9 protein-coding genes are annotated in these 15799 nt (G+C 65.5%); 1 reads left to right on the top strand and 8 read right to left on the bottom strand.

Annotation, left to right across the window (positions count from 1 at the left end; genetic code table 11):
* Positions 1 to 18 precede the first annotated feature (18 nt).
* The 8 genes from H0I86_RS16070 to H0I86_RS16035 all read right to left on the bottom strand — a co-directional run bounded on the left by H0I86_RS16070 (position 19) and on the right by H0I86_RS16035 (position 12756).
* Positions 19 to 1437, bottom strand: coding sequence for a DHA2 family efflux MFS transporter permease subunit (locus tag H0I86_RS16070; protein WP_180921241.1), 1419 nt, complete (start codon positions 1435 to 1437; stop codon positions 19 to 21).
* Positions 1434 to 2654, bottom strand: coding sequence for a type III PLP-dependent enzyme (locus H0I86_RS16065; RefSeq protein WP_180921240.1), 1221 nt, complete (start codon positions 2652 to 2654; stop codon positions 1434 to 1436). The genes H0I86_RS16070 and H0I86_RS16065 overlap by 4 nt, the downstream gene beginning before the upstream one ends.
* Complete coding sequence (locus tag H0I86_RS16060; RefSeq protein WP_180921239.1) at positions 2647 to 4446, bottom strand: IucA/IucC family protein; 1800 nt, start codon at positions 4444 to 4446, stop codon at positions 2647 to 2649. Before H0I86_RS16060 ends, H0I86_RS16065 begins: the two co-directional genes overlap by 8 nt.
* A 222-nt stretch (positions 4447 to 4668) precedes the next feature.
* On the bottom strand, positions 4669 to 6045 hold the full coding sequence (locus tag H0I86_RS16055) for a diaminobutyrate--2-oxoglutarate transaminase (protein ID WP_180921238.1): 1377 nt from the start codon (positions 6043 to 6045) through the stop codon (positions 4669 to 4671).
* A 360-nt stretch (positions 6046 to 6405) separates the two neighbouring features.
* The gene (locus H0I86_RS16050; RefSeq protein ID WP_180921237.1) at positions 6406 to 8829 is read right to left on the bottom strand and encodes a TonB-dependent receptor; all 2424 of its coding nucleotides are present in this window, start codon (positions 8827 to 8829) and stop codon (positions 6406 to 6408) included.
* A 68-nt stretch (positions 8830 to 8897) separates the two neighbouring features.
* On the bottom strand, positions 8898 to 9875 hold the full coding sequence (locus H0I86_RS16045; protein ID WP_180921236.1) for a FecR domain-containing protein: 978 nt from the start codon (positions 9873 to 9875) through the stop codon (positions 8898 to 8900).
* On the bottom strand, positions 9875 to 10384 hold the full coding sequence (locus tag H0I86_RS16040) for a sigma-70 family RNA polymerase sigma factor (protein WP_180921235.1): 510 nt from the start codon (positions 10382 to 10384) through the stop codon (positions 9875 to 9877). The genes H0I86_RS16045 and H0I86_RS16040 overlap by 1 nt, the downstream gene beginning before the upstream one ends.
* A gap of 227 nt (positions 10385 to 10611) precedes the next feature.
* On the bottom strand, positions 10612 to 12756 hold the full coding sequence (locus tag H0I86_RS16035) for a phosphocholine-specific phospholipase C (RefSeq protein WP_180921234.1): 2145 nt from the start codon (positions 12754 to 12756) through the stop codon (positions 10612 to 10614).
* 289 nt (positions 12757 to 13045) lie between these two features.
* On the opposite strand from H0I86_RS16035, the gene H0I86_RS16030 reads away from it, so the two are divergent.
* The gene (locus H0I86_RS16030) at positions 13046 to 15754 is read left to right on the top strand and encodes a hypothetical protein (protein WP_180921233.1); all 2709 of its coding nucleotides are present in this window, start codon (positions 13046 to 13048) and stop codon (positions 15752 to 15754) included.
* Positions 15755 to 15799: the final 45 nt, after the last annotated feature.

Raw genomic sequence — 15799 nt, 5'->3', positions numbered from 1 at the left:
ACCTTGTGCAAAGAAGGGTTAACGGTGTTCGAGCGCGCCGGGCACTGCCTCGGCGGTCTCGTCGGAAAGGGGAAAACGCCAGGCACAGGGCAGTGCCAGCAGGATCAGCAGGCCGGTGACCACGAACACCTCGCTGATGGCGCCCGGCATGCCCGCCTGCTGGGCCTGCGCGCCGCCGTCAACCAGACGGAACTCCAGCCACAGCGAGGCGATGACGATGGCCAGGGACGACACCAGGCGCCGCGAGATGTTGTTCATCGCCGCGCCCTGGGTGACCATCGGCTCGGGCAAGGCATTCAGCCCGGCGGTGGTCACCGGCATGTAGGACAGGCCCAGGCCGGCGCCGCGCAGCATCATCAGCACGAACACCAGGCCGATCGCCGCATCGGCCCGGAGCAGGCCCAGGGCCAGGGTCGACAGGCCGGTCAGCAGCAGGCCGACGGACACCACCCGGCGCGGCCCGTGGCGATCCAGGGCGCTACCGCCCATGCGCCCGAACAGGCTGGCGAACACCGCGGTGCACAGCAGTGCCAGGCCGGTCCAGATGGCGCTGTAGCCGAGCACCGTCTGCACCAGCAACGGCAGCAGCACCAGGCACTCGAACATGCCCACCGACTGCACCACGGCGATGATCACGCTCAGGCGATAACCGCGCAGGGCGAAGATCCGCAGGTTGAGCAGCGGCGCCTCGCGGCGCAGCTCCAGGCGGACAAAGGCCACCAGGCACAACAGCGCCACCAGCAGCATGCCCAGGTTCATAGGGTCCATCAGCCCGGCGGCGTGGTGCAGGCGGCTGATGGCGATCATCAGCAGGCCGATGCCCGAGGCGATCAGCAGGTAGCCGGCCAGGTCGAACGGTTTGCGTTCGGCCGGCTCGGCAGCCGGCAGGACCGCGAGGCCCATCAGCAGCGCGACGACACCGATCGGCACGTTCATCAAAAACAGCGAGCGCCAGCTGAACCACTCCAGCAGCAGGCTGCCGCACAGCGGGCCCACCGCCGGCGCGAGCATCACCGCCGCGCCCCACAGGCCGGTGACCCGGCCGCGCTCGTCCTTGGCGTACACCGAGAAGATGATCGCCAGGGACAGCGGGATCATCAGCCCGCTGGCGATCCCCTGCACCACCCGCGCGGTGATCACCAGAGCAATCGAATCGGCCAGGGCACCGAGCAGCGAACCGCCGATGAACAGCGCCACGCCCCACAGGTACAGGCGCCGGCGGCCCAGGCGCTGGCTGAGGAAGCTGGTCAGCGGCATGGTCATGCCCATGCTGGTCATGAAAGCCGCGACTATCCAGGTGGCCATCAGCGGGCCGATGGCGAACGCCTCCATGAACGCCGGCAGCGCCGGGTTCAACGAGCTGTTGTTGAGGCTGACGGTCAGGGTGCCGAGCAGCACGTTGACCACCACCCAAGCGCGCGGCGCCTTGAAACTCACAGCACCGCTCCTTCGAGCAGTTCGCCCTGGCGCAGGAAGTGCTGCGCCGGCCGTGGATGACAAAGGAAATCGGCGTGGGAAATGTTGTAGCCATAGGCCCCGGCCATCGGCAGCACCAGCAGGTCGCCGACGCTGACGCCCTTGAGCGGTTGGGCCCGGCTCAGCACATCCTTGGGCGTGCACAGCTGGCCGACCACGGTCCAGGCCTGCTCCGCGGTGTGCGCCGGCTGCGGCGTGCGCGGCAGGTGAATCAGCGGGTGGTTGTGGCTCTGCGCCGCGGGCAGGCGGAACTGGTGGGTGCCGCCCCGGCACACCAGGAAGTGCTCGCCGTGGCTGGTCTTGGTGTCCAGCACCTCGATCACGTAGTAGCCGCAAAAGGCACTGATAAAACGCCCCGGCTCGAAGCGCAGGACCGGTGCCTGATCGCCCTGCTCCGCCAGCCGGCGCTCCAGGTAGCGGCACAGGCGTTGCCAGTCGAACTGCTGGCCACTGAGGTAATCGACGCCGATACCGCCGCCGACATTCAGGTGGGTCAGTTGCTCGGGGTGCGCCGCCAGGGCCTTCCATAGCGGCCAGCGTTGCAGATAGAAGTCCAGCAACTGCTCATGGCGCTCCACCGACTGCTGGTGGGACATGGCGTGCACATGGAAACCCTTGAGGCGCAGATGGCTGGCCCGGTCGACTCTTTGCACGGCCTCGGCCAGTTCCGCCTCGTCGATGCCGAACGGCGTGGCGGTGCCGGCCATGGCCAGCCGGCTCGACTGATTCTGTGGCAAATGCGGGTTGATGCGGATGAATACCGGCTGCACCCGCCCGGCTTCCACGGCCAGGCGTTGCAGGCGCTCGATCTCGTTGAGGCTTTCCAGGTGCACGGCTTCCACCTGGTGGGCCAGGGCCGCGCGCAGGTCGGAATCGAGCTTGCCGGGGCCGGAAAATACATAGGGCTTGCGGGTCGGACAGGCCACCACCCGCTCGATCTCGCCGCCCGAGGAAATCTCGAAACCGCTGACCAACGGGGCCAGCGCCGCCAGCACCGGCGCCTCGCTGTTGGCCTTGATCGCGTAATACAGCTCGACCCCGGCCGGCAACGCCGCCATCACCTGGCGCACATGGGCCTGCAAGGCATCCAGATCGTAGATGAAGGCCGCCAGCGGATCGGCACTGCCGGCCCGGGCCTGGTCGATGGCGTTCAGGACCGCCTGGGACAACTCAGCCATAACGGGCCTCCTCGCTCCACGGCGAATTCAGGTTGACGTAGCCGGCCTGGCGGTCGGCCTTGGCGGCCAGGCGTACCTTGAGGTTGGTCTTGCAGGCGATCGGCTGGCCGGCGATCAGCGCGTCCAGTTCCGGCGCCGGGCGTACCAGTTCGTCACGGATGCGCCGCAATTGCTGCTCGACCCGCTGCCACATCAGCGGCGCCAGGTGCGGGCGTTCCCAGCTCAGGGCCAGCACCGCTTCCGACAGGTTGTTGATCAGCAGGCAATAGGTGATGCGGCTCCAGCCCTGCTCCCGGGAATACAGCAGCGACTGGCGCACCCGCGGGTGCAGGCCGACCTCGATCTGCGCCATGCCCAGCTCATCGGTGAGCTTGACCCCCTCGAAATCCCGCAGCAGCAGCTGTTGCGGCTGGCCCTGGTCGTGGATCAGCACACTGTTCTGCAGGTGCGGCTCCATCACCACGCCGTGGTTGAAGAACAGCGCCAGCACCGGCCGCAGCAGCAGCGCCTGGTACTGGTCGAACCAGTCCACCAGCTGTTCGTCCGCCAGTGGCTGGGCGTTGAAGCCTTGCAGGAAGTCATGCACCAGCGGCCGCGAATGGATGTCGCGGGCGAACAGGGTGCCGGCCATCACACTGCGCTCGGCGCCGGCGCGGCGGCAGAAGTTCTCCCGCAGGATCGCCCCGGTCTGTTCGCGGAACCAATGGGCATCGGCTTCGCTGGCCTGCTGCGGCGCCCAGCTCATGGAACCCGGCTCGGCCACCGCCGACAGCCCGCCGAGGGTTTCGGCCTGGGTCCGCTGCAGGCGCTGGAACAGCTGGTCGATGATCAGCGTGCTTTCCAGCTCGTACCAGGCGTTCTTGCGCACGCAATTGGTGATGCGCACGTTCAGCGAGCCCTTGATGAAAAAGTCGTGGTCCTCGATGTACCAGGTGCGCATCGACGCCGTCGGGCTGGCGAGCGGCCCAGTCGGCCCGTGGTCCACCACCTCGCCCAGCTCCAGCAGGCGCTGCACGCGGCGGTCCTGCATGAACAGCTCGGCCTGCACCGGGTGCATGCAGATCATCGCGTGCCCCGGGCGTGCCCGGCCCTGGTCGGCGAAACCGGCCATCACCTGCTCCTCGCTGAGGCCGCTGGCGGTCACCCGCAAGCCCTGGCGCGGCACTTCGAACAGGTGCAGCGCGGTCTCGGCCTGGAATTCCGGGGCGTAGGTTTCCTGGGCCAGGTGCGCCGGCCACAGCCGCGCCTTGGGCGCCGGGTGGTTGGGGTGGCCGAACCACAGGCCCTGCTCGCTGGCCAGGTAGCCGCTGAGCGGCGCCGGGCCCTGGCCGTCCATGTTGTGGGCGACGATGGCGGCAGTCAGCAGTTGGCTTTGCAGCACCTGGTCCAGCAGCTCGTCGTTGCTGGCCCGGGTCATGTGCTCACAGGCGCCGAGCAGTTGCTCGACGAACTCGGCAAAGGCCAGGCAGCGCCAGGTCTCGCCCTCGCGCCGGGCATACACGTCCGACAGGTAACGGTGGCTGCCCAGGTGGTCGCGGCGATCGACCATGACGAAGAACTGCTGCCGGTTGGGCAGGTCGATGGTCAACGGGATGCCCTTCCATTCCAGGCCATCCAGGTAACTGCCGGGGGCAATGCCCTGCATCTGCGTCGGCCAGCTGTAACTGAGGCAGTTTTCCGGCAAGGCGAACTCTTTGATCAGACAATTGAGCAAGGCGCGTGTGGTCGCCAGTTCACTGACCATCTGCGATAAAACATGCTTTGATAAAACATCGCGATCTGAATAATTCATAGGTGCTCCACAGTAGCCCGTGCGGTCACTGGCTGCGTAATGTCGCGGCAAATAGTTAGTTGCTCTTCGGCCACATTGAAAGCCGACAGATACCCGTCGGACGAAATCGTCCGCTTGCACTTTCAAATAAAAATTTTTCATCTGACAGTTTTTCTATCAGGAACTTAAAGTGTGAAAAACGACACACTTTTATCGAATCCGGTTAATCCCCGGAACCGCACTTCAAGAGCGGGTCTGCAATAAAGCGTCCGCCACCGCGCGGGTAAAACGCTGGATAACCTGCTGGCACTGTTCGTCGTCGATGACCAGCGGCGGCAACAGGCGAATCACGTTGCCCCGTCGTCCGCCGCGCTCCAGCAGCAGGCCCTGTTTGAAGCAGTGCTGCTGGATGGCCACGGCCAGGGTCGGGTCCGACGGGAAATGCCCGTGGCGGTCTGCCGGCTGGCGCTCGTCGACGATCTCGATGCCCAGCATCAGGCCGCGCCCGCGCACCTGGCCCAGGGCCGGATAGGTTTGCTGCAAGGCCGTCAGTTGCTCCTTGAGCCACTGCCCGCGGCGCTCGGCCAGGGCCGCGATGTTCTGCTCGCGCAGCACCTGCAGGGTCGCCAGGCCCGCGGCCATGGCCATCTGGTTGCCGCGGAAGGTGCCGGCGTGGTTGCCCGGCTCCCAGGCATCGAACTCGCGCTTGATGCCCAGCACCGCCATCGGCAGGCCACCGCCCACCGCCTTGGACATGACGATCATGTCCGGCTCGATGCCGGCGTGCTCGAAGGCGAACATCTTGCCGGTGCGGGCAAAACCGGCCTGCACTTCGTCGAGGATCAGCACGATGCCGTGCTTGCGGGTCACTTCGCGGATCGCCCGCAGCCAGCTGGCCGGCGCGCAGTTGACCCCGCCCTCGCCCTGCACGGCTTCGAGAATCACCGCCGCCGGCAAGGACACGCCGCTTTCCACGTCCTCGATGAACTGGGTGAAGTAATGGGTCAGCGCCTCGACCCCGGCTTCGCCGCCGATGCCCAGCGGACAACGGTATTCGTGGGGGTACGGCATGAACTGCACCCCCGGCATCAGGCCGGCGATGGCGTTCTTCGGCGCGGTATTGCCGGTCAGCGCCAGGGCACCGTGGGTCATGCCGTGGTAGGCCCCGGAGAAACTGATGACGTTGTGCCGCCCGGTGTGGGTCTTGGCCAGTTTCAGCGCCGCTTCCACCGCGTCCGCCCCGGACGGCCCACAGAATTGCAGGCAGTAGTCGCGCCCCTGGCCCGGCAGCAGGCTGAGCAGGGTTTCACTGAAGGCGTCCTTGACCACGGTGGTCAGGTCCAGGGTGTGCATGGGCATGCCCGAGGCCAGGAAGCTGTCGAGGCTGGCCATGATCGCCGGGTGGTTGTGCCCCAGGGCCAGGGTGCCGGCGCCGGCCAGGCAGTCCAGATAGGTCTTGCCCTCGACGTCGGTGACCCAGACCCCATGCGCCTTGGCGATGGCCAGCGGCAACTTGCGCGGATAACTGCGCACATTGGATTCAAACTTGCCTTGCCGGGCCAGATAGTCGGCATTGGTTTTTTGCAGAGGACTAGTGCGCAATATGCCATCATTCAACATCTGTTCACCCTCGTTAAATTCGACATGCAAATTATTATCATTAATAAAAAGGTGCAACTGCTTATTCGAACTTATTTTGAAATTTACATAGCACTTCCAGGCATAAGTTAAATATCGCGCACACGCCAGCAACCAAGTTGATAAACCTGGGAAACGTCATTAACGATGCCATGAGTTAGCCATGTTATTGCCATCTTTCCGACAACTTCGTTAGTTGCCATTAAATGGCCAATACCTCATTCAAGAGGCGGCAAGTTCATCCTGTAATAACGGGCATACATCCTTCCTCGACCGGGAACCGGTCATGGCCGATCAATACGGCGGTGCGCCCTTCCCTGTGGCGCTTGTCCGCATCGCTTTTCAGAAGCCCACGGTTGCCGAGAGCAGCAGGGTCCGTGGCGTCGCCAGGGTCAAGCCCGGCTCGCTGTCGTCCGAGGCCCCGGCCGAACTCCAGTAACGCTTGTCCAGCACGTTCTCGACATTGGCGCGCAAGGTGATGTCCTTGTCGTCGAGCTTGAATGCGTAGCGCGCGCCCAGGTCGAAGCGCTCCCAGGAGTCGATTTCCTTGCTGTTGGCCTGGTCCAGGTACTGCGAGCTGGAGTAGATGCCGCGTGCGGTCAGGGTCAGGCCCTGGACCTTCGGCACATCCCACTCGGCGCCCAGGTTGACGTTGTATTTCGGCGTGGCCGGCGCGCGGTTGCCATCGAAGGTGCCGCTGGTGGTGTCCTTCAGTTCGCTGTCGATGTACATCACCCCGCCCAGCAGGCGGAAGCCCTTGAGCGGCTCGCCGAACACGCTGAGCTCGACGCCGTCGTTCTGGCGCTTGCCGTTCGGGCCGAAGACCCGGGTGGTGGCGTTGGTCTCATAGGCCGGCTGCTTGATGCGGAATACCGCGGCGGTCAGGGCGAACGCCCCGGCGTCGTACTTGGCGCCGGCCTCGACCTGGCGGCTGATGAAGGGCGGGAAGATTTCGTCTTCGTTGATCGAGGTCGACGGCGCGATCTTGCCCTGGCTCAGGCCTTCCATGTAGTTGACGTACAGCGACAACTGGTCGGTGGCCTTGAACAGCAGGCCACCCGAAGGCGAGACCTTTTCCTCGTCGTAGGCGGTGTCGCCTTTGACGCCGTCGCTCCAGTCATCGACCTTGACCCGCTGCCAGCGCGCGCCGAGGGTCAGCAGCAGGCGGTCATCGAAGAAGCCCAGGGTGTCGGACAGCGCCACGCCGCTGAAGCGGTTCTCGGTGTAGACCTTGGGGTCCAAACGCGTCGGCCGCGACGGGGTCGGCGTCGGCCGCGGGTTGTAGAGGTTGCTGGGGGACGCGGCATAGCGCGCGCCGCCGTTTTCGAAATCCATGTAGAAGTAGCTGGCCGCCAGGTTGACCTCATGGCTTACCGGGCCGGTATGGAACCAGCTGCGCACGCCCGCCGTGGTGGTGCGCACGTTTTCGTCGCGGGTGAAGTCGCGGGGCTGGACGCTGAAGTCGCCGGCGTCGTTGCTGATCGACACGGCATGGCGCAGGAAGTCGTGGTTGCTTTTGCGCGCGCCGACGCCGCCGTACAGCATGACCGAGTCGCTGACGTCGTATTCGGCGTTGACCGTGCCGAAAGTGTCCTTGGTCCGCGCCTTGCTCCAGGACTGCGCATAGTTGTGCCGCACATCGTCGGCGTCCGGCACCTTGGCGTTGGCACCGATCTGCACCCGCTCCTGGGGCGCGTCGGTATCGCGCTCGGTGTGGCCGATGTCCGTCGACAGGCGCAGGCGTTCGCCGCGGAAGTCCAGGCCCAGCACCGCCATCTCGCGGTCGACGCTCTGGTGATCCCATTCGGTGTCGCCGGACTGCTTGACCGCGTTCAGGCGCACGCCGAACTTGTTGTCCTCACCGAAGCGCCGGCCGATATCCACCGCGCCGCCGACCTGGCTGTCGGAGGCGTAGCTACCGGTGAGTTCGGTAATGGGCTTGTCGGTGGCGCGCTTGGGCACCACGTTGATCCCGCCGCCGACGCTGCCCCGCGGCGAGATGCCGTTGATCAGCTGGGTCGGGCCCTTGAGGATGTCCACCCGGTCGGCCATTTCCATGTCGATGGTGTAGGTCGGCAGCACGCCGTACAGGCCGTTGTAGGCGACATCGCTGTTGAACAGGCTGAAACCACGGATGGTGAATTGCTCGTAGCGGCCGCCCGCCGGGTTGGTGGCGCGCACCGAAGGGTCGCTGGCGATCAGGTCGCCGAGGGTCCGCGCCTGCTGGTTCTTCACCACCTCGCTGGTGTAGGTGGTCATGCTGAACGGCGTTTCCATGAAGTCCTTCGAGCCCAGCAGGCCCTGGGAACCCCGGCGCGCCACCTGGCCGCCGGCGAAGACGTCGCTGTCGGTCGCGCCGCTGGCGCCGAGAATCGAGGTCGGCGCCAGTTGCAGGCTGCTGCCTTGCGGCGCCGGGGTGAGGATATAAGCCTGCTCGCCCACCGGTTGCAGTTGCAGGCCGGAACCCTGCAGCAAGCGGGCAAAGCCCTCTTCCACCCCATACTCGCCGGACAGCCCGCTGCTGTTGCGCCCGCTGACCAGCTGTGGGTCCACCGACAGGTTGACCCCCGCCAGGCCGGCGAAACGGGTCAGCACGGCGCTCAGCGGGCCGGCCGGCACCTGGTAGCTGCGCCGCGCGGCGTCGTCGGCCCAACTGGCCTGGATGAATAACGGACTGGAACTGAGGGTCAGCATGAGGCCCAAATGCAACAACGGACGCAGGCCCGGCGAAACCGGGCGCAAACGGAAAGGCAATACTGCGGGCATGGGAGGAAGCTCTCGTTTTTTGTTCACTTACCTGAAATGACCGGCGAGGCGAAAAAAAGGGACAGGCTTCAGCCAATATTTTTTTGCGGGGTGTTTTTCGGTGGGGTTTCTTTTGCCGAGGTCAGGGTCACCCAGTAGCGGGTGCGCAAATGCACCTCCAGCGGCAGGCTGGCGGCCAGCAGCGACAGCACGCGGTCGGTATTGTCGAGACGGAAGCTGCCGGTGACGCGCAAGGCTTCCAGTTGCGGATCCCAGCGCAGCAGGCCCGGACGATAACGGCTCAGCTCGCGCAGGAAGTCTCCCAGCGGCTGGTTCTGCGCCATCAGCACGCCGTCGCGCCAGCCCGGCAACTGCGCGTCGAATGCGTCGATCTGGCCGGCGCCCTCCGCCCGCAGCCGGACCCGCTGGCCTTCGCGCAACACCAGTTGCGGCCCGAACAAGGGTTGCAGCTGCACCGAGCCGCTGACCACCGACACCCGGCAATCGTGCTCGTTGAGGCGCACGCAGACTTCGCTGCGGCTGACGATGATGCGACCGTAACGCGCCTGGATGGTCAGCGGCGCGCTGCCCGCCACCTTGAGCGCCATCTCGCCGCGCATCAGGGTCACTTGCCGCGCGCCCAGGTCGATGTTGACCGCGCTGGCGGTGTTCAACTGCAAGGAGCTGCCATCGGCCAGGGGCACTGTGCGGTGTTCACCGGTGCTGGTCTGCAGGTCGGCGCGCCACACGTCCAGGGGCAACTGGCGTGTCAGCAGCCAGGCGGCCGGCACCAGCGCGGCGACGCCGAGGGCGCGCTTGAGTACCGCGCGCCGCGACGGCTCGGGACGGTCCAGGGTGGCCATCGCCAGGGCCGACGGCAGCGCGGAGAAACGCTGGCGCAGCAGCTGCGCCTTCTGCCAGGCGCTTTCGTGACGGCTGTTGCTGTTGCGCCAGTGCTGCAAGCGGGCGTGATCGTCGGCGTTGGCCGCGCCGGATTCCAGCAGCGCCAGCCACTGGGCCGCGGCGCGGGCCACTTCGCGGGTTTCGCTGGACGGCGCCGAGCGCATCACAGTTCCACCAGCAGGCAGTGTTCATAGGCCTGGGCCATGTAGCGCTTGACGGTGCGTTCCGAGACGTCGAGGCGTTCGGCGATCTCGCGGTAGCCCAGCCCTTCCAGCTGGCTCCAGAGAAATGCCCGGCGCACCAGCGGCTGCAGGCCGTCGAGCAGTTCGTCGAGGGCTTGCAGGGTTTCCAGCAGCACCCAGCGCTGTTCCGGGGACGGCACGCTGTCTTCGGGCAGGCTGGCCAGCGCGTCCAGGTAGGCCTGTTCGAGTTTGCGCCGGGTATAGAAGTTGCTCAGCAGGCGCTTGCCGACGGTCACCAGGTAGGCCCGCGGCTCGCGCAGGTCGACCAGCTGCTGGGAGCTGGTCAGTACGCGCAGGAAGGTGTCCTGGCTCAGGTCCGCCGCATCCCAGGCGTTGCCCATGCGCTGGCGCAACCAACTCTCGAGCCAGCTTCGATGGTCGCGGTACAGGGCATGTAGGCTTTGCTCCGGTGGCGTCGCTGCTTCAATCATGTCAAGAGCCCTGCGCGAAGGATTATTCAAATGAGACTGATTCTAATTAATATTCATAAGGCAAACCAAGTCCTTTCGTGTGATACGCGTCTAGTTTTCATCTGACGGGAAAATCGGCGGGCGCCCTGGGACCATGGTCCCAGGGGCATGCAGCGTTCCAGGCGCAAAGCCTGATGAGGGGCTGAAAGCTGTGCCCGGCCCCTTGCGGGCCGGGCACGATTGCGCGGTTACACGCCCATCAAGGGGTCGCTGATGCTGTGGGCACCGGTTTCCAGGCGCCCGGCCAGGCGCCGCAGCCAGCCGCCCTCGGCGCGCACGGTCAGGTCGTACCAGCCGCCGCTGGCCTGGCAGGCGAACATCTGGTGGATCTCGCTGCGCCCGGGCACGTCGAAGCGCCATGGCCCCTGATGGGTGTAGGGGCAACGCTCGATGGTGATCGACACCGGCTCCTTGCCCGGGTTGCTCAGGGTCAGCTGCAGGTTGTGGCCGCGGCTGAACATCGACACCTCGGGCTGACGCTCCAGCAGGTTGCCGTGGAAGCTGCGGTGGAAACCGTTGGGCCCCAGCAGCCACAGCTTGTAGCGGCCCGCAGTCTGCCAGCTGTCCTTGAGCTGCTTGCCCGCCTCCACCGTATAGCGACGGGGGATGTCCAGCAGGTGCAGGCGATCGTAGACATGGAACACCGCGCCCTGCTCCCCGCTGTTCTGCAGGCTCAGGGTCAGGCTCAGCGCCTTGCGCTTGGCCTTGGCCTCGACATTCAACCGATACGGCAAGGCCCGCGACGGCCTGGCCACGCGCTGCTGCTGCGGCAGTTGCTGGCGACTGGCGTCCGGCAGCGGCACCTGGGCCAGTTGTTCCTGGCGCTGGCGCAGCAGGTCCGCGGCCTGGCGGGTAGTGGTGTGCAGCGGCGGGAGGATTTCGCTGTTGGGATTGACGAAGTTGAAGGCCGAGGTCAGGTCACCGCACACCGCGCGGCGCCAGGCGCTGATGTTCGGCTCGCGCACGCCGAAGCGCTTCTCGAGAAATTGCAGGACCGAGGTGTGGTCGAACGCCTGGGAATTGACCCAGCCACCACGGCTCCACGGCGACAGCACCAGCATCGGCACTCGCGGGCCGGGGCCGTAGATGCCGCCGTCCGGACGCGGTTGCTGGGTGGTCCCCGGTGGCGCCGGGTGGGTGAACACCTCGCTGTCGAAATCCACCGTCGACTTGCCGGCGAAGCTGCCGTCCAGGCGCCGCGAAGGCGCCGAGGGCGACGGCACATGGTCGAAGAAACCGTCGTTCTCGTCGTAGTTGACCAGCAGCACGGTCTTGCTCCAGACCTCGGGATTGTCGGTCAGCGCCTTGAGGATTTCCTGGGTGAACCAGCCGCCCTGCACCGGGCTCGACGGCCCCGGGTGCTCGGAATAGGTGGCCGGCGCGACGATCCAGCTGACCTTGGGCAGCTTGCCCTGCTGCACATCGTTGCGAAACCCCGCGATCATGCCCTCCAGGTCGCTGCCGCTGCGGGCCGGCAAGGTGTTGCCATTGCCCTTGTACAGCGGCACCCGGGCATTCAGCGCATCGCTGTAAGGCACGAAGGCGGTGAAGTCTTCCGGCGGCTGCGCCGGGTTGCCGGCCGCCACGCTGGCGTGGCGGTACTGGCGGAAACCGGCCAGCGGGTTATCGCCGAAGTTGTCCGGCAGGTACTGGTAGATCTTCCAGCTCACGCCCCGCTCTTCCAGGCGCTCGGGGTAGGTTTTCCAGGTGTAGCCGACGTCCACCGCGCCCGGGCCGTCCCATTCGTTGACCACCGCCGCCACGTTGGCGCCGGTCGGGCCGTTGGTGCCGGTCCAGTGGAACAGGCGGTTGGGGTTGGTCCCGGCGTGCACCGAACAGTGGTAGGCATCGCACAGGGTGAAGGTGTTGGCCAGGGCGAACTGGAACGGCAGCTCCTGCTCGCGGTAGTAGCCCATGGAGGTGTTGGTCTTGAAGGTCGGCCAGGCGCTCATGCGCCCGCTGCCCCAGGCCGCGTGCTCGTCGATCCACGAATGCGGCGTGCCGTTGACCCGCTGCGCGTTGCCCCGCGAGCTGTCCAGGTGATACGGCAGCACCACGCGCCCGACGCCCTGCTGCTCCCACACCGAACGCTTGCCGGGCAGCGGGATGGTGAAGCGATCGCTGAAACCGCGGACCCCGGGCAAGGTGCCGAAGTAATGGTCGAAGGAGCGGTTTTCCTGCATCAGGATCACCACGTGCTCGACGTCGCGGATGGTGCCGGTGCGGTTGTTGGCGGGGATCGCCAGGGCCTGGCGGATGGAGTCTGGCAGTAAGGTAAAGGCCGATCCGATGGCGGCGGCCTGCATGAGCTTCCTGCGAGTGAGAGTAGGCATACGCGATTGAATTCCTTGAAGTTACAGGGCGGGAAATAGCGACCCACGCAAAGTAGTGACCTCAAGTAACAAGCAAGTTACACGGCGGTTGCAGGCCGGGGTCAAGGCATTCATCGATCCTGATATAGCTGTATTAACCCTCTAAGCCGATGATTTTTAGTTACATTTCTAAATAAAGAATATTTCATGAACTTCATCCCGAGTTGCTGCTTGTATTCAGAAAAATCTGACGGTGTTCTGCTTTAATCCTATTTGCACAATGCCACTACTTGATTTGCAAGGAGCAATCATGGACTCGACCCAGCACTACGAGGGGGAAAGGAAGCGCATCGAGAACCGCCGTGCTGCATTGGGTCTCAAATACCTTCCCGCGCCGGACGGCCAGCCCCTCAAGACCTGGGGCCTGGCGTTGTCCGGCGGCGGCATCCGCAGCGCCACCTTTTGCCTGGGGGTGCTGCAGGCGATGGCCCGGGCCAATGCGCCGGAACAGGCCAACCCACGCCAGTCGAGAACACCGCAAGACAACCTCACCACCACCCTGCTGCCACGTTTCGACTACCTCTCCACGGTCAGCGGCGGCGGTTATATCGGCAGTTTCTTCTCCAGCCTGTTCATCCCCAATCGCCTGCGCCGGGAGCAGGCCCAGGAGCGCGCCGAAGCCTCGCACCTGTCGCCCGCCCAGCAAGCGGCCAGGACCGCCGCGATCAACGCCTATGAGGTCCTGCACTACGAGCCGCCGGGGCGTATCAGCACCGCCATCGACTTTTCCAGCGAAAAAGACATCGGCAAGGGCCCCACCGCCTGGCTCCGGGAGAATGGCCGCTACCTGACCCCGACCGGCTCGGGGGACGCGCTCTACGCCCTGGCGATCACCTGGCGCAACTGGCTGTCGCTGCACTTCGTCATCGGCATGCCGATCGTCCTGCTGCTGTCATTGCTGATGCTGTTGCAGGTGGAGTACCTGCCCAATCTGTTCCTGCTGCCCGGCGCGGTGTTCATCCTCGGCTTGCTGCCCTGCTGCCTGGCCTACTGGCTGGTACTGCCGAAAAACAGCCTGAGCAATCCGCCGGCCCTGGGCAATCTGGCGGCCGCGGCATGCACGGTGATGGCGCTGGTCTTCGTCGGCATCTGGGCGCTGCTGCAACAGCCGGACGACAGGCCGAACGTGCGCTACCTGTTCCTCGGGTTCGCCGCCATCGCGCTGCTGGGCATCGTCTACGCCTGGCTGCTGATCTGGCACCTGAAGTACCGGACCCGCAAGGCCAACGACGAAGACGGGATCTTTACCGTGCGCAACTACCGGGTCGAGGTCACCCGGGTGCTGTCGCAAGTCATCATGGCCCTCGGCGCGCTGCTGTTCGCCGCGTTCCTGGTGTCGCTCTCCGAAACCATCTACCTGCACCTGCAGACCCTGACCCAGGGCACCGTCGGCATCCTCCCGCTGCTGATCTGGCTGGTGCGCCGCCTGGCGCTGTTGCGGGACGAGAAGAGCCTGCCGGACTGGCTGCGCCTGCTGCCCCTGGAGGTGATGAGCCTGATCGGCGGCCTGCTGTTGCTGTCGGCGGTCTGCCTGGTGTGGATGCTGTTCGTGCTGTGGGTCACCGCCGATGGTGGTATCCACCTGCAGGAAGACGGCTATGTGCAACGGCTGGCGCTGCTGGCGGGCGTCGCGGCGGCCTTGACCTGGGTCAGCAGCCGCTTCGTCGGCTTCCTCAATACCTCGTCCTTGCAGTCCTACTACAGCGCCCGCCTGGTTCGCGCCTACATGGGCGCCACCAACGGCAAGCGCTTCGACGGCACGCCCGAGCAACGGCGCAAGCACATGAGCGTGGCCGAACCGCTGAGCAACGACGACATCAGTGTCGAGCACTACTACGGCACGCCCAGCGCCGGTCCGCTGCACCTGATCAACGTGACCATGAACCTCACGGTCGACCCCGCCGAACAACTGGTGCAGCGCGATCGCAAGGGCAAGCCGCTGTGCCTGGCGCCGGGCAGCGTCAAGGGCGAAGGGAGCTTTATCCTCGACGGCAAGGTCTACCAGCGCGACCTGGACAACATCCCCGCTTCGGAAATCGCCTACCCGCTGACCATCGGCCAATGGATAGGCATCTCCGGCGCGGCCTTCACCACCGGCCTGGGGCGCGCCACCAGCCTGGGCATGTCGCTGCTGCTGGGCCTGGCCAACGTGCGCCTGGGCAACTGGTGGCCCAGCCGCTTTATCGACGGCAGGCCGGAAAAGCCCAAGCAGTCCCTGGGCCTGAAGCTGTCGCACTGGCTGCCGACCCAGACCTACCTGTTCTACGAATTGACCGCGCACTTCCATGGCCATCGGCGTGACTATCAGTACCTCTCCGACGGCGGCCATTTCGAGAACACGGCGGCCTATGAACTGCTGCGCGAGGCACGCCAGGTCGAGCTGATCGTGATGTGCGACTGTGGCTGCGACCCCGATTACCAGTTCGACGACCTGAGCAACCTCATCCGCCTGGCGCGCATCGACCATGGCCTGGAGATCAGGGAAGACACGCAGATCGCCGATGACGAGGTGCTGGGCAAGGTGTTCGGGCGCATGGTGCACTTCAAGACCCCGCCGTCAGAGGCGGACCGCCGCTGCGCCCTGCTGCTCGACGTCTACTCCTGCCTTGAACCGGGCACCCTGATCAGCCGCATCCTGGTGCTCAAGCCACGGCTGATCGCCTCGGTATCGCCGGACGTGCAGAACTACGCGCTGATCAACAAGTCCTTCCCCAACCAGCCTACCGTCGACCAGTTCTTCGACGAAGCGCAGTTCGAGAGCTATCGCAAGCTCGGCTTGAGCATTGGCCAGGAGGTCTTCGGCAATGGGCTCGACGGCAATACCATCGCCCAGGCGCTGTGGCGCTACCTGCGCGAACACCCTGAGGGAAGCGCGCACGAGGATGACCTGGCCAGGCCGCCGCGGCCGAACCGCAATGGCCAGCGCCGCCCTTCGGCCGACCGGGATCCCCGCGCATGACGTGCGAAATGGCGACGAGCCTGCGGGCCCACGGCCAGCGAAACC

This window comes from Pseudomonas chlororaphis subsp. aurantiaca (assembly GCF_013466605.1).
GTDB classification, from domain to species: domain Bacteria; phylum Pseudomonadota; class Gammaproteobacteria; order Pseudomonadales; family Pseudomonadaceae; genus Aquipseudomonas; species Aquipseudomonas chlororaphis_I.
The sequence above is the reverse complement of the archived record's forward strand: the minus strand, read 5'-3'. Positions and strand labels throughout refer to the sequence as shown.